At 64.1% G+C, this 22,415-nt stretch carries 20 protein-coding genes; 9 read left to right on the forward strand and 11 right to left on the reverse strand.

The genetic code is table 11. From position 1 onward, the window contains the following. Positions 1-10 precede the first annotated feature (10 nt). The 8 genes from JN302_RS02385 to JN302_RS02420 all read left to right on the forward strand — a co-directional run bounded on the left by JN302_RS02385 (position 11) and on the right by JN302_RS02420 (position 10,967). Complete coding sequence (locus JN302_RS02385) at positions 11-1,195, forward strand: CaiB/BaiF CoA transferase family protein (RefSeq protein ID WP_202331508.1); 1,185 nt, start codon at positions 11-13, stop codon at positions 1,193-1,195. Further along, positions 1,192-2,136, forward strand: a complete 945-nt coding sequence (locus JN302_RS02390; protein WP_202331510.1) for a hydroxymethylglutaryl-CoA lyase — start codon at positions 1,192-1,194, stop codon at positions 2,134-2,136. The genes JN302_RS02385 and JN302_RS02390 overlap by 4 nt, the downstream gene beginning before the upstream one ends. Positions 2,137-2,192: 56 nt before the next feature. Beyond that, entirely contained in the window at positions 2,193-3,188 is a 996-nt protein-coding gene (locus JN302_RS02395) for a TRAP transporter substrate-binding protein (RefSeq protein WP_202331512.1), read from the forward strand. A 6-nt stretch (positions 3,189-3,194) separates the two neighbouring features. After that, the gene (locus JN302_RS02400) at positions 3,195-3,725 is read left to right on the forward strand and encodes a TRAP transporter small permease (protein WP_202331514.1); all 531 of its coding nucleotides are present in this window, start codon (positions 3,195-3,197) and stop codon (positions 3,723-3,725) included. Further along, on the forward strand, positions 3,722-5,008 hold the full coding sequence (locus tag JN302_RS02405; protein WP_202331516.1) for a TRAP transporter large permease: 1,287 nt from the start codon (positions 3,722-3,724) through the stop codon (positions 5,006-5,008). The genes JN302_RS02400 and JN302_RS02405 overlap by 4 nt, the downstream gene beginning before the upstream one ends. 262 nt (positions 5,009-5,270) lie before the next feature. Beyond that, positions 5,271-6,692 carry an MATE family efflux transporter gene (locus tag JN302_RS02410; RefSeq protein WP_202331517.1) on the forward strand — a complete coding sequence of 474 codons (1,422 nt, stop codon included), beginning with the start codon at positions 5,271-5,273 and terminating at the stop codon, positions 6,690-6,692. Between the two features lie 85 nt (positions 6,693-6,777). Continuing rightward, a complete protein-coding gene (locus tag JN302_RS02415) occupies positions 6,778-10,065 on the forward strand; it encodes an adenylate/guanylate cyclase domain-containing protein (protein WP_202331519.1) in 3,288 nt (1,095 codons plus the stop codon). Positions 10,066-10,292: 227 nt separating this feature from the next. Further along, complete coding sequence (locus tag JN302_RS02420; RefSeq protein ID WP_202331521.1) at positions 10,293-10,967, forward strand: peroxiredoxin-like family protein; 675 nt, start codon at positions 10,293-10,295, stop codon at positions 10,965-10,967. Between the two features lie 174 nt (positions 10,968-11,141). Here JN302_RS02420 and JN302_RS02425 read toward each other — a convergent pair whose 3' ends face one another. The 3 genes from JN302_RS02425 to JN302_RS02435 form a co-directional block, all read right to left on the reverse strand. Next, positions 11,142-11,900: an alpha/beta hydrolase gene (locus JN302_RS02425; protein WP_202331523.1), complete on the reverse strand. Its 759-nt coding sequence runs from the start codon at positions 11,898-11,900 to the stop codon at positions 11,142-11,144. A 232-nt stretch (positions 11,901-12,132) separates the two neighbouring features. Then, positions 12,133-12,393: a hypothetical protein gene (locus JN302_RS02430; protein ID WP_202331525.1), complete on the reverse strand. Its 261-nt coding sequence runs from the start codon at positions 12,391-12,393 to the stop codon at positions 12,133-12,135. Then, positions 12,393-13,094 (reverse strand): VOC family protein, encoded by a 702-nt coding sequence (locus JN302_RS02435; protein ID WP_202331527.1) that lies wholly within the window; start codon positions 13,092-13,094, stop codon positions 12,393-12,395. The genes JN302_RS02430 and JN302_RS02435 overlap by 1 nt, the downstream gene beginning before the upstream one ends. Before the next feature lie 95 nt (positions 13,095-13,189). Between JN302_RS02435 and JN302_RS02440 the strand changes: the two genes are divergently transcribed. After that, complete coding sequence (locus JN302_RS02440; protein WP_202331529.1) at positions 13,190-13,924, forward strand: TetR/AcrR family transcriptional regulator; 735 nt, start codon at positions 13,190-13,192, stop codon at positions 13,922-13,924. Here JN302_RS02440 and JN302_RS02445 read toward each other — a convergent pair. The 8 genes from JN302_RS02445 to JN302_RS02480 are packed head-to-tail and all read right to left on the reverse strand — an operon-like array spanning position 13,919 to position 22,206. Further along, positions 13,919-15,208 carry a TRAP transporter large permease gene (locus tag JN302_RS02445; RefSeq protein ID WP_202331531.1) on the reverse strand — a complete coding sequence of 430 codons (1,290 nt, stop codon included), beginning with the start codon at positions 15,206-15,208 and terminating at the stop codon, positions 13,919-13,921. The genes JN302_RS02440 and JN302_RS02445 overlap by 6 nt on opposite strands. Positions 15,209-15,210: 2 nt before the next feature. After that, positions 15,211-15,741, reverse strand: a complete 531-nt coding sequence (locus JN302_RS02450) for a TRAP transporter small permease (protein WP_202309942.1) — start codon at positions 15,739-15,741, stop codon at positions 15,211-15,213. Positions 15,742-15,798: 57 nt separating this feature from the next. Beyond that, entirely contained in the window at positions 15,799-16,773 is a 975-nt protein-coding gene (locus tag JN302_RS02455; protein WP_202331533.1) for a TRAP transporter substrate-binding protein, read from the reverse strand. Positions 16,774-16,828: 55 nt separating this feature from the next. Continuing rightward, the gene (locus JN302_RS02460) at positions 16,829-17,593 is read right to left on the reverse strand and encodes a maleate cis-trans isomerase family protein (protein ID WP_274609271.1); all 765 of its coding nucleotides are present in this window, start codon (positions 17,591-17,593) and stop codon (positions 16,829-16,831) included. Next, complete coding sequence (locus JN302_RS02465; RefSeq protein ID WP_202331535.1) at positions 17,590-18,096, reverse strand: acyl-CoA thioesterase; 507 nt, start codon at positions 18,094-18,096, stop codon at positions 17,590-17,592. Before JN302_RS02465 ends, JN302_RS02460 begins: the two co-directional genes overlap by 4 nt. Continuing rightward, on the reverse strand, positions 18,093-19,238 hold the full coding sequence (locus tag JN302_RS02470) for an FAD-dependent monooxygenase (RefSeq protein ID WP_202309945.1): 1,146 nt from the start codon (positions 19,236-19,238) through the stop codon (positions 18,093-18,095). Before JN302_RS02470 ends, JN302_RS02465 begins: the two co-directional genes overlap by 4 nt. 28 nt (positions 19,239-19,266) lie before the next feature. Then, positions 19,267-20,940 carry an AMP-binding protein gene (locus tag JN302_RS02475; protein WP_202331537.1) on the reverse strand — a complete coding sequence of 558 codons (1,674 nt, stop codon included), beginning with the start codon at positions 20,938-20,940 and terminating at the stop codon, positions 19,267-19,269. A 21-nt stretch (positions 20,941-20,961) separates the two neighbouring features. Then, a complete protein-coding gene (locus JN302_RS02480; protein ID WP_202331539.1) occupies positions 20,962-22,206 on the reverse strand; it encodes a hypothetical protein in 1,245 nt (414 codons plus the stop codon). Positions 22,207-22,415: the final 209 nt, after the last annotated feature.

The raw sequence follows: 22,415 nt of genomic DNA on the forward strand, positions 1-22,415 counted from the left end.
GGAGGCGTGAATGGAACGGGACTTCCAGCCCCTGGAGGGTGTCAGAGTGGTCGAGATGACCCACATGATCATGGGTCCATCCTGCGGCATGTTCCTCGGCATGCTCGGCGCCGAAGTGATCAAAGTCGAGCCGCCGGAGGGCGACAAGACCCGCAATCTGACCGGAATGGGACGCCCGTTCTTCCCGCTCTTCAATCGCGGCAAGAAATCCGTCCAGCTCGATCTGAAGTCGGACAGTGGCCGCAAGGCGCTCGACGCGCTGCTGGCGACCGCCGATGTGTTCATCGACAACTTCCGCGATGCATCCCTGGCGAGAATGGGTGCCGATCCTAACGAACTGCGTCGCCAATATCCCAGGCTCGTGCTGGCCTCGCACAAGGGGTTCCTGTCGGGCCCCTATCAGGACCGCACGGCGCTCGACGAAGTCGTGCAGATGATGACGGGCCTGGCCTACATGACAGGGCCGACGGGACGTCCGCTGCGCGTCGGCTCCTCGGCCAACGACATCATGGGTGGGCTGTTCGGCGCGCTCTCGGTCGTGGCCGCCCTGATGGAGCGCAAGGAAACCGGCAAGGGCCGCAGCCTTCGGATCGGCCTGTTCGAAAACTGCCTGCTGCTCGTAGCCCAGCATATGGTGCAGTTCGAACTGGAGGGCGTGAACCCGCCCCCGATGCCCGAACGGACATTTTCGTGGCCGGTCTACGACATCTTCGACACCGCCGACGGAAAGCAGATGTTCGTCGGGGCAGTGACCGAGAGCCAGTGGGCAGCGCTGTGCCGATTGCTGGAACTGGACGACCTTCTCGCCGACCCAGCGCTGCAGACGCGGATGGACCAGATCAATGCCCGCGATCGCACCATACCGGTCGTGGCCGCAGCAATCTCCATGCGCCTCTCCGCCGAGCTCTCGGAGAACTTCGAGGCGCTTGGCATCCCCTATTCGCCAATCGCGAAGCCCTCGGACATGTACTCCGATCCCCATGTCATGCGACCGGGTGGACTGGCGGCGTCGCGAATGCCCGACGGACAGACCTTTCGCGCGCCGTCGCTCCCCGTCGATGTCGACGGCATGATGATGAATGCGGCAGGCGATGTCCCCGCGCTCGGGGCGGACACGACCTCGGTGCTGTCGGCGCTCGGGCTTGACGCGGAAGCGATCGGCAAGGCGCGGGGAACGGTGAGGAACGCAGCATGAGCCGCCTCGGGACCGCATATCCGCCGGACCGGGTGAGCCTGCGCGAAGTTGGCCTGCGCGACGGGTTGCAACTCGTCAAGTCCTGGCCGACCACGGAAGAAAAGCGGGACTGGCTCGTTCGCGAACATGCGGCCGGTGCAAGGCATTTCGAAGTGGGTTCGTTCCTGCCGGCGAGCCGGATGCCGCAATTCGCAGACGTTCGGGCGATGATCGAGGCGGTCGGCACGCTTGACGGCGCGCGTTCGGCCGCCCTCGCGCTGAACGAGCGTGGCGCAGCCGATGCGTTGGAAACGCAGGTCGACGAGATCGTCTGCGTCATTTCGGCGACCGAGGAGCACAGTCAGGCAAACATGCGCCGCTCGCGCGATGATGCGATCGGGCTCGTCCGCTCGGTTGCGAGAATGCGTGACGAGCGCGGCCACGGCGCCCTCATCAATGCCGGCATTGCCATGGCCTTCGGATGCTCGATCGCCGGAAGGGTGGAGCCCGATGAAGTCCTCCGCCTTGCTGAAGCGTGCATGTCTGCCGGAGCCGATGTGATCGGGATCGCCGACACGGTCGGGTTTGCCGGCCCCCGGCAGGTCACACGGCTGGCGAGCGGGATGCGCGTTCTCGTGGGCGACGGCGGGTTCATCATCCATCTCCACGATACGCGCGGCATGGGTATCGCCAACGCTTCCGCCGCGCTCGACGCGGGCTGCCGCATCCTCGACGGATCGCTGGGCGGGCTGGGCGGCTGCCCGTTCGCGCCGGGCGCGACAGGCAACGTCGTGTTCGAGGATCTGGTCTATCTGTGCGAGACGAAGGGCTTCGCCACCGGTATCGATCTTCCCGCGCTGGCAGCGGTTCGAAGCGTGGCGGAGAAGGCGATGCCCGGCGAAAGCTTCTATGGAGGAATTGCGCGCGCCGGCCCGCCTGCGACGCTTGACTGGCGGGCCTGAGCGAGGCCGGAGACCCCGTTCCGACATCCGAACATCATCTTTAGGGAGGAGTACAAATGAAACAAACGACACGATTGCTGGCTGCGGCCCTGCTGCTCTCCGCTTCCGCGGTCGGCATGGCCAACGCGCAAACCGCGATGCGCTGCAGCCACCAACTGCCGCCGGCCCACCACATCGCCAAGGTCGTCGACCAGTGGGCGGCGGAGGTCGAAAAACTGTCCGAGGGCGAGCTCGACGTACAGGTGTTTGGTGCCGACAGCCTCGTCAAGGCCAATGACAACATTCTTGCCGTCGCCAAGGGCGACATCGAATGTGCGTTCTCGTTGAACTTCCAGTGGGGCAAGACCCTGCCGCTGATGAACGTTACCGTGGGGCCGTACACCATGTCCTCGATCGAGGCCTGGAAGAAATGGCCGACATCGGAAGCGGCCGCCTTCCTGGAGGAGAAGCTTCTCGAGAAGGGCGTGAAGAACGTCGCCTGGATGTTCCAGACCAATGTCAGCGTGTTCACCTCGAAGGGCAAGGCGCTGGTCACTCCCGAAGACTTCCGTGGCATCAAGATGCGTGGCATCGGGCCGGCCTTCGATCGCGGCCTGACCGCAATGGGCGCGACGACGGTCTCGATGCCGGGCAGCGAAGTGTATCAGGCATTGGCGACAGGCGTCGTCGATGCGGCGATCACCGATGTCGCGGCCGCCTATTCGCGCAAATATTACGAGGTGCAGGACCACATGACCGTGGTCCCGGTGCTTGCCGCCTATCTGCACGGCTACGTCAATCCGTCCTGGTACGACGGTCTGAGCGACAAGTCCAAGGCGGCGCTCGATCAGGCCGGCAAGTCGGCCGCCCAGTGGGCGCTGGATGCCTCGGTCCAGGCGTCTGCCGACGCTCCGAAGCAGTTGGAGGAGAAAGGCGTAAAGGTGCATACCGCCACCGACGCGGAAAACGCGGCATTCAAGGCGGCGATGCAGCCGGCCTTTGCCGAGGGCTTCGCGGAAGAGACCGGCGACGACGGCAAGACTCTGCTCGGTCTCATCGAGAAGATCCAGTAGGCCGCGATGTCCGGCGAACCGGCAACGCACGAGGAGGCTCGGCGCGTCTCCTCGCTTCTGCAAGGAGGCGCGAAGGTTCTCTCCCGCATCGGCGGGGCCCTGAGCGCCGCCTTGATCCTCATCGTTCTGGCGGTCACCTTTGTGAGCGTGTTCAACCGCTACGTTCTCGGCAAGCCGATCATGGGGGTTGACGAGGGCACCGGCTTCCTGGTCGTGGCCATAGTCATGTTTGGCGCGGCGGAGGCTTTGCGGCGAGGCGACCATATCCGCATCGACCTGCTTTTCGACCATGCCGGACCGCGCATGCGCTGGCACCTGGAGTTGTGGTCGCTGGCCAGCGTGATCCTCTTTTCCGCCCTCCTCCTGGTTGCGGCGTGGCATACGGTCCTGTTCTCGCGGGCTTTCGGCGCCTATTCGACGGGGTACCTGTCGGTGCCGATGTGGATTCCACAATCGACAATGGTCGTCGGTGCGCTGCTGCTTATCGTGGCCGCGCTCGCCGCCTTGCTCGAGCACATTACGGGGCGGCGGACTTGACGATCCTGCTCATCCTCCTTTCCCTCGTCATCCTGCTTCTGACAGGCATGCCGATCTTCGCCGCGCTCGGCCTTTCGTCGGTCGCTGTCCTGCTCATCTTCGAGGGCAAGATCGATTCGATCGCGGACACTGTCTTTGCCAGCCTGAACAATTCGCTGCTCGCGACGATCCCCATGTTCGCCTTCATGGCGCATGTGATGGTCAAGGCGGAGGTCGTCGACGACCTCTATGACATGGCCAACAAGCTGGTGGGTCACGTGAAGGGAGGCCTGGGCTTCGCCACCATCCTGTCCTGCACGATCTTCTCGACGATCTCCGGCTCCTCGGTTGCCACGGCGCTGACGATCGGTTCAACGGCGATCCCCCAGATGCGACGCTTCGGGTATCGACCGCGAGAGACCTACGGGATCATCGCAGCCGGCGGTACCCTTGGCATTCTCATCCCGCCTTCCGGCCCGATGATCCTCTATGCGATCGTTACGGACGCATCCATCGGCGCTCTCTTTCTCGCCGGCATGATCCCCGGCCTGATAATGGCCTTCGTCTTCGCAGTCTTCTCCTGGATGCAGGCCAACAGGCACGGCGAAACGCAGACGCAGGCGTGGCCCGGAACGCGCGCGGTGGCACGGGCGCTGCTCAATTCGTTCTGGGCGGTAGCGATGCCCCCGATCATTCTGGGCGGCATCTATCTCGGCATCTTCACGGCGGCCGAAGCCGCCGCGGTCGGTGCCGTCTATGCGCTGGCGGTCGCCCTGATCGTCTATCGCAACGTATCGATTGCCGATCTGTGGGACTGCACCTGGCAGACGATGCGCACCAGCGCCATGCTGTTCATGATCATTGCGGGCGCAGGGCTCTTCGGCCATGCGGTGACGATCATCCGCCTGCCGGCGGAGATCATGGAGACGGTCACCGCCCTCGGCCTCTCCCAGACGGGCTTTATCCTCGTCGTCATGATCGCCATATTCGTGCTCGGCATGTTCCTGGAGACGATCGCGATCATCCTCATCACGACACCGATCATCCTGCCGGCGATGCTGGCACTCGATATCAATCCTATCTGGTACGGCGTCCTGCTCATGATCAATCTCGAGCTGGCGCTGATCACGCCGCCTGTCGGCATGAACCTGTTCGTCATCAAGGGCATAGCCAACGCGCCGCTGGCCGATATCATTCGCGGGTCGGCTCCCTACGTCGCGCTTCTGATAGGCGGGCTCATCCTGTTCTGGGCGTTCCCGCAGCTTTCGCTGTGGCTGCCGACCAGCGCGGGGTTCGGGCGATAGGTCTCGATGGCCCACGATGCCGGCGGAACCCGACTGGCCCACAGCAACGCTCCGGAACGACTGGTCGTGGCGCCAGGCGCCCCTGCCAAGGCCACGCTCTTCAGCTCCCGTGCGACGCTCTGGCACAATCGACCAGGACTTGTAATTGCCCCTGGCTTGCTCCAAATGAGCGTCCTGTCGTGCCGGAACGGGATATGTCGGCACGAAGGAACTGCGCGAAATGCGGGCCGCCCCTGGCCGTTTCGCCCCTGGATAGATCAAAATGTCTTCGCTCGACACCGCCGCGAAAGCGTCGGCGACCCCTTGGCGCGACGAGGTCCGCGCAACGCTCGTGCTGGCCTGGCCAATGGTCCTCACCAACCTCGCCCAGACGGCCATGACCGCGACCGACGTGCTCGTCATGGGACGGCTCGGGGCGGAGGCGCTCGCCGCCGGTGCGCTCGGGTCGAACCTCTATTTCGGGCCGATGATCTTCGGCCTCGGGCTGATGCTGGCAACCTCGCCGATGATCGCGACCGAGCTGGGCCGCCGGCGCCATTCCGTACGCGACGTGCGCCGCACCGTGCGCCAGGGTCTTTGGATCGCCCTCTGCGTCACCGTCCCGATCTGGCTTCTGCTGTGGCAGACCGAAACGATCCTGACGGCCATGGGCCAGGAGCCGGCGCTGGCGGCCATGGCCGGCACCTATGTCCACTGGCTGCAATGGGGACTGCTGCCCTATTACGGCTATATCGTCCTGCGCTCCTTCATCTCCGCCCTGCAGCGGCCCGGCTGGGCGCTGGTGGTGGCCTTCGGCGCGGTCGTCTTCAATGCCCTTGGCAACTGGGTGCTGGTGTTCGGCAATCTCGGCGCGCCGGCCATGGGCATCGCAGGCTCGGGCCTGGCGACCGCGCTGGCGAATCTGCTGATGTTCGCAGGCCTGACCGCGGTCGTTCTTTGCGACCGGCGTTTCCGGCGCTACCGGCTGTTCGGCCGTTTCTGGCGCACCGATTGGCCGCGTTTCCGGGGCCTGTTCCGGCTCGGCCTGCCGATCGCGGGCATACTGGCCTTCGAAGTGATGGTGTTCAACGCCGCGGCGCTGCTGATGGGCCTGATTGACGCCGCGTCGCTGGCCGCCCATGCCATCGCCATCCAGATCGCCTCGATCAGCTTCATGGTGCCTCTGGGGCTCAACCAGGCGGTGACGGTCCGCGTCGGGCTCGCCTACGGCGCACAGGACCGTGCCGGCGTCAACCGCGCCGGCTGGACCGCCTACGGCATGGGCGTCGGTTTCATGATGCTGACCGCGCTGGTCATGCTCGCATGGCCGCAGTCGCTGATCGGCGCCTTCATCGACACCCACGATCCGGCCAACGCAACGGTGGTCGCGCTCGCGGTCAGCTTCCTCGTCTTCGCCGCCCTGTTCCAGGTGGCCGACGGCGCGCAAGCGGTGGCGGCAGGCATGCTGCGCGGCCTGCACGACACCACCGTGCCGATGCTTTATGCGGCAGCCGGCTTTTGGGGCGTCGGCATGCCGCTCGGGGCGATGCTCGCCTTCCACTATGGCATGCGCGGCGTCGGCATCTGGATCGGCCTGTCGGTCGGGCTGATCGTGGTGGCGGTGCTCCTGCTGCTCCGCTGGCTGCGTCGCGACCGCATTTTGGCCAGGGCGCCTAAGGGATCGAGGCTCCTGACCGCACATTGACGGCAGCGAAACGTCCGGTTGCTGGCCAACAGGCCCTCAACCCGTCTATATTCCCGAGCGATCGTCATCGGTGCGAGCGGCGTCGATGAACTGCGCAGGCTGCGGCTACGAGCTTCAGAACGGCTTTGCCTTCTGCCCCCGTTGCGGGAGACGGCAATCGCAGTCCTGCGCCGCCTGCGGCTTCGTCTGCGCGCCTGATTTCTCCTTCTGCCCTAAATGCGGATCGCGGATCGGCGGCGAAGCCGCGACTGAACAGTCCCCCGTGCAGGCGCCGGAACAGTCCTCGAAGATGGCGGGCGCGGCTCTCCTGCGCCGCGAAACCGAGGGGTCCGACGGCGAGGCCGACCGTCGCACGGTCACCGTCCTGTTCGCCGATCTCAGCGGCTTCACCGCCATGAGCGAGCGCCTCGACCCCGAAATCATGCAGAGCCTGCAGAACCAGCTCTTCGAGGAACTGACCGATGCCGTGCAGGCCTTCGGAGGCTTCGTCGACAAATTCCTCGGCGACGCCCTGCTCGCTTTGTTCGGCGCGCCTGCCGCACATGAGGACGATCCCGAACGGGCGCTGCGGGCAGCACTCGACATGATGCGCCGGGCCGCGCGGGTCGGCGAGCGGCTCGACCTTGCCGCCGATGGTCCCCTGCGGCTGCATGTCGGCGTCAACACCGGACAGGTCGTGACCGGCGCATTCGGTGCGGGCGGGGCAAAATCCTATTCGGTCACCGGCGACACCGTGAACGTGGCGCAGCGGCTCCAGGCGCTGGCCGCGGCGGGTGAGATCCTGGTCGGTCCCCTCACCCACCGCCTCACCCGGCACGCCTTCTCCTATGCGGCGCTCGGCGATGTCGCCTTGCGCGGCAAGTCCGGCCGCGTGCCGGTGCATCGGCTGCTGGCACCGCTCGCGGCGCCGCGCGCGGCCCGTGGGCTCGAGGCGCTGGGGCTCACCGCGACGCTGGTCGGGCGCAACGCCGAGCTGTCGCGCCTGCTCGACACGCTCGGCATGGCCTGCGACGGCGCGGCGCAGCTCGTTCAGCTCGTCGGCGAAGCCGGCGTCGGCAAGTCGCGCCTCGTCGAGGAGTTCGTCGCGCGCATCAACGACGATGATCGCTTCGCGGCAGTGGCGGTTCGCCAGGCCACCTGTTCGCCCCTTGGAGAGCAGTCCTATGGCGCCCTGGCCGCGATCCTGCGCAGCGCCTATGGCATCGGAGATCAGGATTCCGCCGAAGAGACGCGTACGAAGCTTGTCGCCGCGCTCACCGATCTCGGGATTGCTCAGGACGAGGCCGCCCGCATGACACCGCTCTTCCTGCATGTTTGCGGCCTCGGCGATCCCACCGGGGCGCTGCGCCATGTCGAGCCGGATCAGCTCCGGCGCCAGATCCTGCATGCGATCCGCACCATCTTCGAGCGGCGCCTGGAACTGTCGCCGCTGCTGATCATTGTCGAGGACCTGCACTGGGCGGATACCGTTTCGATCGAGGCACTCCGTTTCGTGATGGATCGCCTCGAACGCCGACGGTTGATGCTCCTTGTCACGCACCGCCCGACGCTCGACATGGAGCAGCTCGATTCGGGACGGATCAGCCACTCGACCTTGCGCCTGGCGCCGCTCGGGACCGACGCCTCCCAGGCACTCGTAGACGCGCTGCTCGGCGGGAGTCGGAACAGCTCTTCTGCGGGGCTGCGCCGACGCATTCTCGAGCGCGCCGGCGGCAACCCCCTGTTCATCGAGGAGATCGTTCGCAGCCTGGTGGAGGACGGCTTGATCGTGCGCGACGGCCCGGCCTGGCGCGTCACGGCCGACGAAGCGACGGCAGCCATCCCGGCCAGCATCGAGACGATGTTGCTCGCCCGCATCGACCGGCTGCCGCAGGCGGTGCGCAGGCTCGCGCAGCAGGCGGCCGTCATCGGTCCGCGCTTCGACGCCGGCCTGCTCGCCGCCATCTCGCCCGGCACGGCCGATGTCGAGTTCGGCCTGGACCTTCTGTGCGATGCGGAGGTCATCCAGGAGAGCGAGGGTGCCGGGCCGCTCGAGGCCCGATCCTACCGGTTCACCCAGGCCATGCTGCAGGACGTGATCTATCAGAACCTTCTGCGGCAGCGCCGCACCGAACTGCACGAACGCATAGGGGCTGCCCTGGAGCGCATCTGCGGCGACGACCCGGCCCGGCTCGACGATCTTACCCGGCTCGGCCATCATTTCAGCCACGGCGTCGCCAAGGCGAAGGGGGCGTCCTATCTGGCCGCGGCGGGTGACCGGGCCCGGGCCATCCACGCCAATGACGACGCGCTGCGCCTCTTCAATCAGGCGCTCCGCGTACTGCCGGAAGGGGGCGCCCATCGGTCGCAGCGGCTTGCCCTGTGCGAGCGGATCGCCGACCTATGCGGGCCCGCGGGCAAGCGGGATGCCGCCCATGACCACTACCGGTCGGTGCTCGAGGCATTGACCGCCGATGGCGACCGGGTCGGAGCGGCCCGGGTGATCCGCAAGATCGGCAGCCTGTTGTGGGACGCCGGCAAACGCGACCAGGCGGCGGCGCGCTATGCCGAGGCCGCGGCGCTGCTCGACGGCATGAATGCGCCGATCGAACAGGCGCATCTCCTCCAGGAGCGCGGGCGACTGGCGTTCCGGCTCGGCGACCATCGCGCCGCCGCTCGCTATGCGAAGCAGGCGCTCGATGTCGTCCAGTCCCTGCCGGAAGACACGCCGGCGGGGATCCGGCTCGAGGCCGAGCGCGCGAGAGCCGAGGCCCTCAACACGAGGGGGGCCGCGCTTGCACGGCTCGGGCGTACGGACGAAGCCCTGAGGGATGTCGAAGACAGCGTGGCGGTGGCCGAGACGGCCGGCCTGCTGCGCGCCGCCTGCCGCGGCTACACCAATCTCGGCGTTCTCTACAGCGCGATCGACCCGGCAAAGGCGATCGACGTCTGCCGTCGCGGCCTCGACGTCGCCCGCCGTATCGGCGATCTCGGCATCCAGGCGCGGCTGCTCGCCAATCTGGCGGTCGCCTCCTGCACCTTCACCGATCGATGCGCCGACGAAGGCGCTCCGGCCGCGCAAGAGGCGATCGAGATCGACCGCGCGCTCGATCAGCGCGAGCACCTGGCCGTGCCGCTGATCGCGCTCGGACAGATCCACCAATGCCACGGCCAGCCGGATCTGGCGTCGCGTTGCTACAACGAGGCTCTCGAACTGGCCCGGGAAACCGGCGAGCCTCAGCTCCTGGTTCCATGCTATGATGGCCTTGCGACGCTCAACCTCGATCTGGATGAGCTGGACGAGGCGGAACGCTATTTCGGCCTGGCGCAGGATGTTTGCGCCAAGCACGGTATCGATCCCGGATCGTTCGTCGTGCTGCCGTTTCTCGACTAAAGCATGTCTCCCGAAAGTGGGAACCGGTTTTCGGGACAAAGACATGCGCAAGAACAAGGACCTAAAGCGCGTAAAGCGAATCTGAAAGATCGCGACGCGCTTCAGGGCGGCCGACACGCCGACAAGTCGGCGCTGCCACCCTGTCTGTTTGTTTGATCGAGCATCGGATCTTCCCGAAACCGGCATCCACTTTCGGGGCCGATGCTCCAGCCACGGAGGAACTGGGCATGTCCGAATCTCCTGCCGACAAGCCGCTGCAGCCGGGAGACCGCGCGCCCGACATCGTGCTCGACGCCATCACGCGCGACGGCAAGATCGCGCTGGCCGACTATCGCGGGCAGAAACCCGTGCTCGTCGGACTGTTTCGCGGACTGCATTGTCCGTTCTGCCGGCGCCACATCGCGGCCATGGCGCAGCTCGGGTCGAGCCTGCGCGAGAAGGGCGTGGAGACGCTTACGGTCGTCAACACGCCGATCGAGCGGGCCCGTCTCTATTTCCGCTTCCATCCGCACCCGAATCTCGTGGCTGCCGCCGATCCCGAGCGCCTCTCGCATCGCGCCTTCGGCCTGCCCAATCTCGAATTCACGGAGAACGAGGACGACTGGCCGTACAAGGTCAGCATGGCGCGAGCCGCTGCGCTGCCGGTCAGCATGCCTGGCGAACTGCCCGAGACCATGGGTTCTTTCGACGCCGCGGCAGCGCTCGACAAGAAGGACGGCTACGAGGTCATGGAAGCCGACGAAAAGATGATAGCGACCGGCCTGGGCCAACTCGTCGGCGAATTCCTTCTCGACCGCGACGGCGTCGTGCGCTGGTGCTTCACCGAGGTTCCCGACGGCGGCCGCCGGATGTTCCAGGCTCCGGGAGCGCAGGAGCTTATGTCGGCTGCGGCGCTGGTGTAGCGCCCCGCTGTCAGGCTCGACGGCGAAGACGGGCAGCGATGAGCGTGCCGACGGACCGATGCATTCGGGAATTCCTGCGACGGCCCCCCGGCCGCACAACAGCAGAAGATATGCGGGGACGCGCAACCGGGTCGATCGGCTTTCCTCGGCGTCAGCGATCCGCGGCCAGCTTCGTCAAACCGTGGCCGCGAAACGCAGGAGTTCGTCGTGGAACGACGCGCCCCGTTTGTGGAAGTCGATACAATGGCCGGCCCCGATGAAGACGCCGGTCTCGACCCCGGGGGCGTGCGAATAAAGCCCCGCGAACGCTTCACGATCGGCAATGTCCCAAAGCTTCTCGAACTCGGCAAGCTTGTAATAGACCGGCACGGTGACCCCCTTCAGAATCCCCGGCGCGCGGCCGCCCCATTCGAAGGCAATGTCGATTGCTTCAGCCCGAGGCATGCTCGTGTTCGCGGCATGGCTGGCGCCAGGCATGGTCGCGTCCAGCGTATCCGGCGGGCCGAACATAAGCTGATCCTTCATCTCCGTCGGCAGTTCGACGGAATACTGCTGAGGCAGAGCGGCGAACCCCTCGGCAAGGTGCCGAGGCAGATGCTGCGCGAACCCGGTCCCGGCGATACCCTTCAGCGTCCAGCTCGGCTGGCTTGCGGCGATGGTCGAGGCAATCACTCCGCCCATCGAATGCCCTATCAGCACGATGCCCTCAGCCGGCAGGCCGAGTCCGAGCAGCAATTCGGGCAAGACGGCCGAGATCCGGGTCGCATTGCGGTCGAGCATCGCGGGCCCGTCGTCCAGGGGCCGGGTCGTCCCGTAGCCGGGGCGATCCAGCGCGACGATGTCGAACCCGGCGGCCATCGACCGGTCGATCAGCGACGACCCGGGAATATCGAAATACGCACTATTGTATGTTCCGCCGTGAATGGCGATCAACAGACTCTGCTGCCGAGCGGAGCCGGCGGATGCGCGGCCGACGATCCCTGAGACGGACCTTCCTGCGTCGGCACCTCGAAGTGCTGTTTCACGACTTCCTCCCTTCAAGTTACGCTTCCTGCGCAGTGTCTCGCGTGCGAGGGGACCGTCCGACACCGGACTGCCCCGGCGCCAGGGCCTGATTGCCGCCTTGGCCTTCCGGCGTTGTCCGGAGCGTCGCACGATCCTTGTCTCAGAGCGGCCTGTTCGTTCCGATCACGCGAACCTCGTCCCGCCCCCATTCGGCGATCTCGCCGTTGAGCCCGCCTGTGAAAATGCCGTACCAGACAGCCGGCTTCATCATCATCGCCTTCCGGGAGAAGGTGAGCTGGGTGGGTGCCTGGATCGTCCAGTAACCCTTCAACGGGCCCGAAATCGTGACCTCGGGATTGTCGCGCTGAGTTTCGACCATCGGCCGAAACTCAGGTACGTCGATAACATGAACCTCGATCATCAGGCGCTCTCCCTGTAGGCATCGACCAGCTTGGCCTTGCGGCGCCAAACTGTGTCGATGTCCGGCATCAGGCGACCGGCCTCGCGGGATTCGGTCTCGATTTCCAGCGCGGCCTGAATCGTCAACCTCGCATCGACCTCGTCGATCAGCTCGGTTTCCCTCAGCCGCCGGGTGATCTCGACCGGGTAGCCGTTGGGATCGGTGAAGTAGATCGACTCGAGGATCTCGTGTTTCGTATAGGGCGAAACCTTGATGCCACGGTTTTCGAGCGTCTCCTTCCACTGGATGAGCTGGTCCTCGGTTTCCACCGCCCAGGCCGTATGGGTCGCGAAGTAGAAGTGATGCTCTTCGGGCACGTATCTCTCGGGCCGCTCGCTGCCGATGTAATAGAAGAACGCGATCGTTGCGCCCTTTCCGGCATCGAAGAAGAAATGCAGGAAGTCATGATGGCCCGGCGGTCCCCAACCGCGCGCGCTGATCGCGTGAACGAGCGGCAGGCCGAGGATGTCGCGATAGAACTCCACCGTCTCGTTCAGCTTCCATGTCGGCCGCGCGGTGTGGTCGACGCCGTGAAGCACAAGCTGCACACCATCCTCGGAAGCATGTCGGGTTCCCGTCAGGTCACCGGTGCCGACGCCCATCGCATCATTGAAACTCCTTGCGGACGACGCGTCGTCACGGGTTCCCAGTTTTTCTGACATTCCGTGTCTCCCTTTGCGAGTGGATCTTACCGATCTTTATTGATAGTATCTCAATTTAATCCGATTGCCAAGGAAATTGTGAGTATGGCAATAAAATGCAGATGAACGCAGTTCGTGAAAAAAGGCGCGGCCGCGGCCGGCCCCGGTCCAACGGTGACGCAGGCGAAGGGCTGGTAAACCGCCAGATGATCGTTGACCTGGCATACGACCAGGCGCGAACCCAATCGATCGACAATGTTTCGTTCGTTCAGATGGCCCGGGAACTGGGCGTGAAGCCTGGCGCGCTGCATTACCACATCGGCACCAAGGACGATCTCGCCTCTGCCATCCTAAATCGCTTCTACAAGGGCCTTCTTGCCCGACTCGATGAGTTACCAAGCAACCTCGGATGGCGGGAGCATCTGACACTATTTGCCCGCACGCTTATGAATTGCCAACGTGGCCATGTCGGCGCGGCAGAGCACATTCAACGGCATGCGAGGTTCCGAGTGTTCCAGAAAGTACGCGATGGTGAGACGGATTATGGGGCGCGGTATCTCGACCGGATCTTCTCGATGCTCCGCGACGCAGGCTTCGATGCAGAAACTGCCGCAGTGTTCTATCACACGCTGGCACTTCATTGCTTATCAGCTGCCACGTCAGCGAATACGCGACTCGAGCCCGCAGCCCATGAGAGTTTTCTCACGGAAAGGGCCAACGCCTATCGCCCGGGCGAGATGCCCGGGCTGGAGTTCGGGCTGCGCGCCTTTGCCCGGGTGCGCGCTGACGATGCCTTCGAGCTTGGGCTCAAGGCGCTCCTCGATCATTTCGAACCACTGCGCCGATCATAGCCGCGACGGTAGCCAAGTGGCCAGCAGCGGAAACGCCCATACCAGGACGAGCGTCAGAACGATCAGCCCGATGAATGGCCAGGACGCGGCATAGATATCTCTGAGACCTATTTCGCGCGGACTGGAGGCGCTAAGCGCGAAGAGTGCATAGCCGAATGGCGGGGTGATCGCTCCGAGCGTAAGGTTCAACAGGAACAGTGTCCAGAACACCAGGGGATCGAAGCCGAAAGTGTCCAAGAGTGGTTTGTAGATCGGAATCAGGATCAGCATGAGCGCGATCTGATCAAGGAACATGCAAAGAACAAAGGGGATAAGCATCAGCACTGCAAGCACTGCCACCGCCGGGAAGTCGAGCGCGGTGAAGACAGCGACGAGATCATTCGTCAGGCCGGAGAACGCCATGAGCTGCGTCAGAATCTTCGATGCCGCCATGATCAGAAGGATCATCGAGGACATCAGAATCGAGCCCTTGAGCGCCTCGATCAACATTGAAGTGGAGAGCTTGCGGTAGACCGCAGCAACGGCGAGAGCACCAAAGACACCACAAGCTGCCGACTCGTTTGGCGTGGCAACGCCGAGCAGGATCAATCCGAGGACCGCGAAAATCACGATTGAGAACGGTAGAAGCGACAGGATCGCCTTCCACATCGGACCACGCGGCTTGTCACTTGTACGCGTGATGTCGCGCGACGGATCGCGCCAGAGAAGCACCTGAACGTAGAGGAAGAACAGCCCACCCGCGACTATTCCGGGCAACACGCCGGCGGCGAGCAGGGCCGAGATCGAAGTCCCGGATAGCATCCCGATCAAGACCACGAGGAAGCTTGGTGGAATGATCGGAGCCAGGCAGGCACCTCCAAGTACGAGGCCCGACAAGAGCTTCTTGTCGCCGCCGCGTTCGATCCCCTCGGCCATAACGGTTCGGCCAAGCATTGCCGCGACAGCAATGGCGGAACCTGAGAGCGCCCCAAGCAGGACCGAGATGAGGACTATGATGACATATTGTCTCCCACGGATGCGGCCGACAATGTCATCAACCGAGTCGAACAGGATGGTAATACAGCCGGAGCGAAACAAGAGCTCGCCGAGCAGGATGAAAAGCGGCACGGTAACGAGTTCGGAAGTGGTGACGGTATCAAGGATCGAGGCCGAGAAGATCGACAGCATCTGCGGCCCCATGAGCATCAGCGCCGCAAGGATGTTGAAGCCGAAGAAGGCCGCAAAGACGGGTACCCCGAGAAAGAAAAGGGTGAGAAGGAGAACGCCAGCCGCCGAGATTGGCATGTTCAGAATCCTTCCGGGTCGGGGTGAGGGACGGCGAGGTCGGCGGGCCTACCGCCCAGAACTTCGCAAAGTATTCGCAGGACGTGCACGCTGGACGATGCAAATCCGTAGAAAACGAAAGCGAGAAGCCACCAACGCGGAATTGGGTATCCAGCTGCCGTCCACGTGCCGGCTCGATAGGCAGCGATGAGCGATTGCCAGACGACCCAGCTCATGGTGGCGAGGATTGCCAGCGTCAGAACAAGGGCCACACTGGCGAGAAGCCGCTGAGCGGCGGGCGCCGTAAGGTAAGTCGCCAGGATGTCCATGGCGACGTGTTGGCCGCGTCGGGTCACGGCGGGTGCGGTGACAAAGACCGAAGCGGCGAGCAAATAGCCGGCCCAATCCGGCACCCAACCAATCGGCGCAGACAGAAAGTAGCGCGACATGGTGGCGACGAAAGAAAGAAAGGCAACGGCGGCGAGCGCCGCAACGCCCAACCAGAGGCCAATCTCGCTGGAGCGATCGTGAGCTTTCCCGATCAATGAGAGCATTGCTTTCCTCCCCTTGCACCGCCGGACAGCACGACACCGCCCGGCGGCCGCGCAGATCTACTTGGTCAGCAGGTCCGCTTGCTCAATGGCGGCGCGAAGTTGCTCCGCGGCCGCCGCGTCCCGGCTTGCAGCGAAGCTCCACGAACCTTCGACGATCGCCTTGGAAAGCTTGGAAGCAGCTTCGTCGTCCAGCGCGAGTTGTTCCATGCCTGCGCCGGCCACCTTTTCCTGCTCTTCGGCGATAAGCTTGTCGTAGATCCGCGGGGTCTCATCCTCGAGAATTTTCGCTTGCTCGAGAAAGGTCTGACGGATGTCCTCGGATAGACCATCCCAGAAAGCCTGATTGGCGAGGATCACATGCGGAGAGGTTACCCCGGCGTCGAAATATCGATTCGTGACCTCCGGAAAACCATAGCCGGTCGCGCCCGCGGCAGGGAAAATAGCTCCGTCGACGACGCCCCGTTCGAGGGCGCTGAACATTTCCGGCGGGGGCAACACTACTGGTGTACCACCGATTGCCGTGATGTAGGGGTGCTGCGGCGGCAGGGCGCGGATCTGCATGCCGCCAAGGTCACCCGCCTCGGACAGCCCGTGCTTGAGAAACATCCAGTATCCATGGGCAAGCGGTACCGAAATGGCATAGAGGCCAAGTTTGCCGTAAGTCTCACGGACTATCTCCATAGCGCCGCTGGAACGGAAACGCTCGGGATCGGGCCGGATGCTTTCCAAACCTGTCAGCAAGGTTGCCGCACCGGTGTGGAAGCCGGGATACGTACAAAGCACCTGAAACAAACCATTCTGCGTGGGCTCGAGCTGTTCCAGCGGCGGGATGGTCTCGGGGCCTGACATCTGAACGACGATCACGCCCCCGGAGGCTTCGGTCAGGAGTTGCGCATAGCGGTCACAAATCACGACTGAACCCGGATAGCGCTCATCCCAGGTCTTCAGCATGCGCACCGTGGTTTCAGCCGATGCCATGTTGGCGATGGAGATGAGTGCGGTGCAGGCAAGCAGCTTTGCAAGGTTCTTCATTTGGGCTCCTCCCGTTGTTTGCGCCGATCGTCGGCGCCTTTGATTTGCTTTGAATTCAGACGGCCGGCTGTAGTGCGGGCGCAAGGATTGCCCCGGCGGCAGGGGCTACCGGCTCGAGGTTCAATTCGGTCAGCATCGCCCGGACTGTGCACGCGGCAGCCGAGGTGACCGGGATACCGAGGCGCGCCTCGACGGGTGCCAGCGCCGGCAGCGACGGCATCTGCACACAGCAGGACAGCACCACCGCGTCGACGCCGTTCGTATCGAGTCGCTTGACGTCCTCGACAAGGGCCATCGGGTCGCGGGCGGCGACCTCGAGATTGTCCTCGATCTCCAGCGCCAGGCTGTCATGGATCTCGAAGCCCTCGCTTGCGATGTAGTCAGTGACGCGGTTGGCCAGCGGCTTCGTGTAGGGCATCAGCAGGCTGACGCGCCTGGCGCGAAGTTCCTTCAGCCCCTCCACCAACGCACCGGCCGAGGACACGACTGGAATCTCCTTGCCCTCTTTCGCGATAGCGCCCTCCAGATTGGATTTCGACACGCGGTGATAGCCAAGGCCCTGGCTCATGATTGCGACGAGACATGTATACCCCATCACGTCCACGTCGGCGTCGGCGAGCTCCCGCGCACAGCGCAGCGAATCCCGGTCCATCGCCGTGAGCTCCTCTTGCGTCACTTTCTTCATACGCATGCGGCTCGAGTGGAAGGTGAACCTCTCCCGTCGGATCGTCTCGCGTGCTCGCAGCATTGCAGGGATCTCGGTTTCCATCGTGATGTTCGATGAGGGCACGATCTGGCCCACGCGATAGGCGCGCATCAGCTTTCCTCCTTCTGCGCAGGATGTGCCGCGGCGTATTCGGCCACCCGCTTCTTGAGACCCTGCGGCAGCGCTACTGCGGCGCGTGTCTGAAGGCTGACAGTCACGGGCGAGATCCGTGCAAGGAACGCCAGAGGACCCTGGGGCTTGCCCTCGGCCTCCAGCTTGTGGGCGCGGATCTGCAGATCGAACGTATGGGTGCGGATCTCGCCCACTCGCACCTCCATGTCGAATTGGCTGTCGAGTGGCAGACGCTCGCGGAAGTCGATCTCGACGCCCCGCACCGGGAAATCGACCGCGAGTTCGTCCTTGAACACGTGGATCGGCCCGCCAAGCATCAGGCTGACGAAGGCTTCGTGCGCCGAGACGACATAGTCGAGAAAGCGCGGCGTGTAGACGACGCCGGCCGGGTCGCAGTCGCCCCAGCGAACCACGCGCCTGAGCACCAGCGGCTCGTCCGATATGACTTCCTCGGTCGGCGGAAAGAACGCGTAGGGGATGGTCATTGCTCTATCCCTTCTCGTTCGGCCTCGCAGGCTGCCATGAAATCCGGGTGGTCGGCCGCGACACGGGTGGCATCGACACGGCTGGTGCGCGTGAGATAGGTGAAGGCGAAGCCATGCGGCGATCTGGCTTCGGCCATGTGCCGCCCCATCTCCTCGTACCAGGTGTAGCTTTCGCGCGCAGCGCCGATCAGGATGTCGGCCGCTGGTTTTCGGGCGGCAACATAGGCGGCGAGCGCTGCCTCGGTGTCATCTTCCTGCTTGAGCGCCTTCACCAGCGCGATCGAATCCTCCATCGCGATGCGGGTGCCGGAGCCGATCGAGAAATGCGCGCGCCGGACGGCGTCACCGATCAGCACGCGATGGCCGAAGGTCCAGTTGTCGTTCCAGACCGGCTGGAAGTTCCGCCATTCGGACTTGTTCGAGATCAACGACTGGCCTTGAAGATCCTCGGCGTAGAGGTCCTCGACGAATGCCTGGCGCTCATCGTCGGCCATATCTGCAAATCCGCAGCCGTCCCAGGCGGCCCGGTCGCATTCCATCACGAAGGTGCACATCCGGTCGGTGTAGGGATAGTAATGGGCACAGAAGGCACCGCCGCCGGCGTTGCGGAAGCTGAGCGTCGGCCGGTCATGCAGCCGCTCGGCGCCATACCAGGCGAAAGCGTTGGAGAGCTGGCTGCCATATGTGCCGAACTCGGCCTCGTGGGCGCGCCTCAGCGTGGAATTCGCCCCGTCCGCCCCGATTACGAGGTCGGCGTCTTCCAGCACGCGGGGATCGTTGATCTCGTCGTGATGTGTGACGTTCACGCCCGCTTCGGCGCAGATGTCTTGCAGCATATTCAGGAGCGTCAGCCGCTCGACCGCGCCGCCGTAGGCCGGCCCCTCGATCAAGACACGCTTGCCGTTCAGGATGATCTCCTGGTTGCCCAGAACCTTGGTGATTGCCTGAAGCCGGTCGAAGCTCTCGCCATCCGCCGCCTGAAGCCGCGCGAGACCAGCGCCCGCCAAGACCACGCCGAAACCGAAGGTCGCGTCGGGCGCGTTGCGTTCGTGGACGTTTATCTCGATGTCGCCCAGTTGCTTGCGCGCCAGATAGGCGAAATAGAGTCCCGACGGCCCGCCGCCAAGAATATTGATCTTCATGCCAGTGCTCCTTGCCGATGGGTGCGGTTCAGCCGTTTGCCGCAGCTTCCTCGGCCATGAGAGTGTCCGCGATCCGCTGTCTGAGCGCGCCCTTGTCGAGCTTGCCGACCTTGGTAAGCGGCAGCGCGTCGATGCGCTCTATCCGCTCGGGCCACTTGAAGATCGCGAGGCCCGCGTCCTTGAGGAACGCGCCCAGTTCCTTGACATCCGGCAGCGTCGCGCCCGGCCGCGCTACGGCGTAGAGGCAGATGCGCTCGCCATGGGTGGGCGACGGCATACCGACGACGGCGACGTCGCTGAAGGCCGGATGTGCCATCAGGGCGCGTTCGACCTCCTCGCAATTCACCTTTTCGCCCGCGCGGTCGATCACGTCCTTGAGGCGACCTTCGAACGAGTAGAATCTTACGCCGTCGATCAGATGGCACATCATCAGATCCCCCGAACGGTAGAAGCCGTCCGAGGTAAAGGTCTCGCCGTTGCGCTCGGGAGCGTTGTAGTACCCGCGGATCGTGTAGGGGCCGAAGACGGCCAACTCGCCGATCTCGCCCACCGGAACCTCGTCCTCGGCGCCAGGCTTGAGCAGCCGTACCTGGTCGTGCTCCGAGATCGGCGTCCCGCATGTCTCGAACCGCACGAAGTCGCTGTCGCCCTCGCGGGTAAACATGATCGTCCCTTCAGTCATTCCGAAGATGTGATGACCAGGCACGCCCATGTCCTTGCTGACGATCTCGGCGGCGTCGGTGGAGAAAATCTCGCGCAGATTGCCCGTCGGGATCCGGCCTTCGGCGATCTCGGCTTTCATCCGCATGACGATGGGCTTTGCCGCGCCCATGACCGTGGGCGACAGCGCGTTGTGCACATCGCGCATCGCGTCCTGATCGACGCGCGGCGTGGCGATCACAGTGCCGCCCGACATGATGAACGGGCCCCACCCGCAGCCCATGTTGAGGTTGTGTGCAAACGGCATCGGCACGAAGAGACGATCCTCGGCCGTCCAGCCTTTGAAGGCCATGACCTGACGCATGTTGTAGAGGTACTCTGCGTGGATCCGGGGAATGATCTTGGGCACCCCCGTCGTGCCGCCTGACAACTGGAAGGTCGCGACTTGCCAGGGATCTTGGGGAACCTTGGAGAGCCTGCGCCGGGCGTCTTCCAGATCGCTTGCCATCAGATCGGCAAGAGACAGGGCACCCCTGCCCGCTTCCCCCCGGGTCGAGACGATCAACTCCAGCCCCCGCACCTCGCCCTGCATCTTCTTTGCGAAGGCGTGGAAGTCGAACTTGGCAGCGTCGCTTTCGATGAAGTGCGCTTTCGCGCCACCGAAAGAGCCGAGGTAGCCGATTTCGGCTTCGCGGTGAGCCGCGAGCGTGCAGATGGGAATGATCCCGGCCTTCCAGCAGGCAAGAAACGAGATCAGCGTTTCCGGTGTGTTGGTCAGTTGGAACACCACGCGGTCGAGGGGCGCAAGCCCCAGACCCAGGAGACCAGCCGCAACCTTGTCGGTGGTCTCATCCAGCTCGCGATAGCTGATATGGCCCTCGAGCCAGATGATCGCGTCGCGGTCCGGGTGGGCCTGGGCGGCGGTACGGAAACCGTCGCCAAGCGATTCCAAGCTCAGCGCCCCTGCGTCGTACCAGCGTTCCAGATCCGCCGGATCGGGATAGACCACGCCTTCGATGGGATGTTTGGGCGCGAATGTCATGCTCTCCTCCCTCTGACCTCGTCAGGTCAACAGCCTGTCTTTGAGCCAGCTACGGATCGCCTTTCCCGCCAGCTCCTGACCGCTCGGTTCGCCCGCGGCGATGGGCTGGCCGTGATGGGTGCCGCGCACCACCGCGAGGTCTTTGTCGGTTGCGGCGAAGGCGCCGAAGATTTCCTCCAACTCCTCGGGGAATACACAGGCGTCGGCGGTATAGCGGATCACGAAAGTCGGCTGCTCGATGGTCGGGGCGCAGCGCAGAACGCCCGCCTTCGAAGTGAGACCGGACCATGTAGAAAGCCAGCTTTCGGGCGTGCAGACCTTGCCGAAGCCGACGCCGTTCATGTTCGTCTTGAACGGGTCGCGGCCCCAGAGCGAACCGAAACTCCTGTCTGTCGGGTCGATCGCGAGATCCCAGTTCCTGAGGTCGGCGTCGGTTCGCGGCACCTCGAACACCTGCTGCCAGCCGGCTGTCAGCCGGGTGATCTCGTCCGAGTAGCCAGCCCTTTCGGCCTTGCGCGCCGCCATGCGTACTCGGACCATTTCGCGGGCTTTCGCGTCGATCCGCTCGACTCGCGCCCGCTGTGCCGCGCGGTAGCGGGCGACGAATTCCGGCGCGTAGCGCGCGCCTTCCGGCGCATAACCGTTGGCTGCCGCGAACGGAAAGAGTGAAGAATCGAGCGACAGGGGGTCGTCTTCATCCGTGACAGAGGGGTCGAGAGAATTCATCAGAAGCAATCCCTGCCCCGGATGCGGCGCCACGAAAATCATGAGATCAGGGCGCGCCATTGGAGCGTCGGCAAGTTTCACCGGCCGCCCAGCAGGCGTCTTTGTTTCACGGTCGGCAGAGGCCAGGTTCGCTTGTTCGGCATAGTAGGCGTAGAGTCCGCCGCCGCCGGAATTTCCGACCAGCGCGATCTGGTCGTAGCCAGCGTCCCTGAGGAACGCCGTTCCCGCATCCACGTCGAGCACCGCCAGTTCGTGCTCCAGACGCAGGTCGTTGCCCGCGCTTCTGGAACCCTGGACCCAGACGGCGGCTCCGGCTTCCAGAAGCTCCGGCACGAGGTAGTGGGTCGCCAGAATCTCCCGCGGATGCATCAGACAGCAAACTGCCCTCTCTCCGCCACGGCGGTAGAGATAGCCCGTGGCGTTGGCCCCATCGACGGTCGTCAGCGTGTGCACGGTGGCAACGAGGTCTGCGGGAAGACGATCCTCGTTCCATTGCGCGCCCCGCAGGCCGGCCAGGGGTTGGAAAGCTTGTTCGGGCATATCACTGATCCTGTTCGCATCTCTATGAATCCACATATTTGACACCATGTCAATATAAATTGATACGGTGTCATTTTCTAAGATAGCGATTGGATATCAAATGCTTGATCTGCTACTGCGTTTATCGGGCTGTAGCCAGACGACCGCTTTCCCGGCAATGTTCGGCTGGTGCCACGAGGTCGCCCTGATCATCGGCGCGACGGTACAGT

This window comes from Mesorhizobium sp. L-8-3 (genome assembly GCF_016756615.1).
Taxonomy (GTDB): domain Bacteria; phylum Pseudomonadota; class Alphaproteobacteria; order Rhizobiales; family Rhizobiaceae.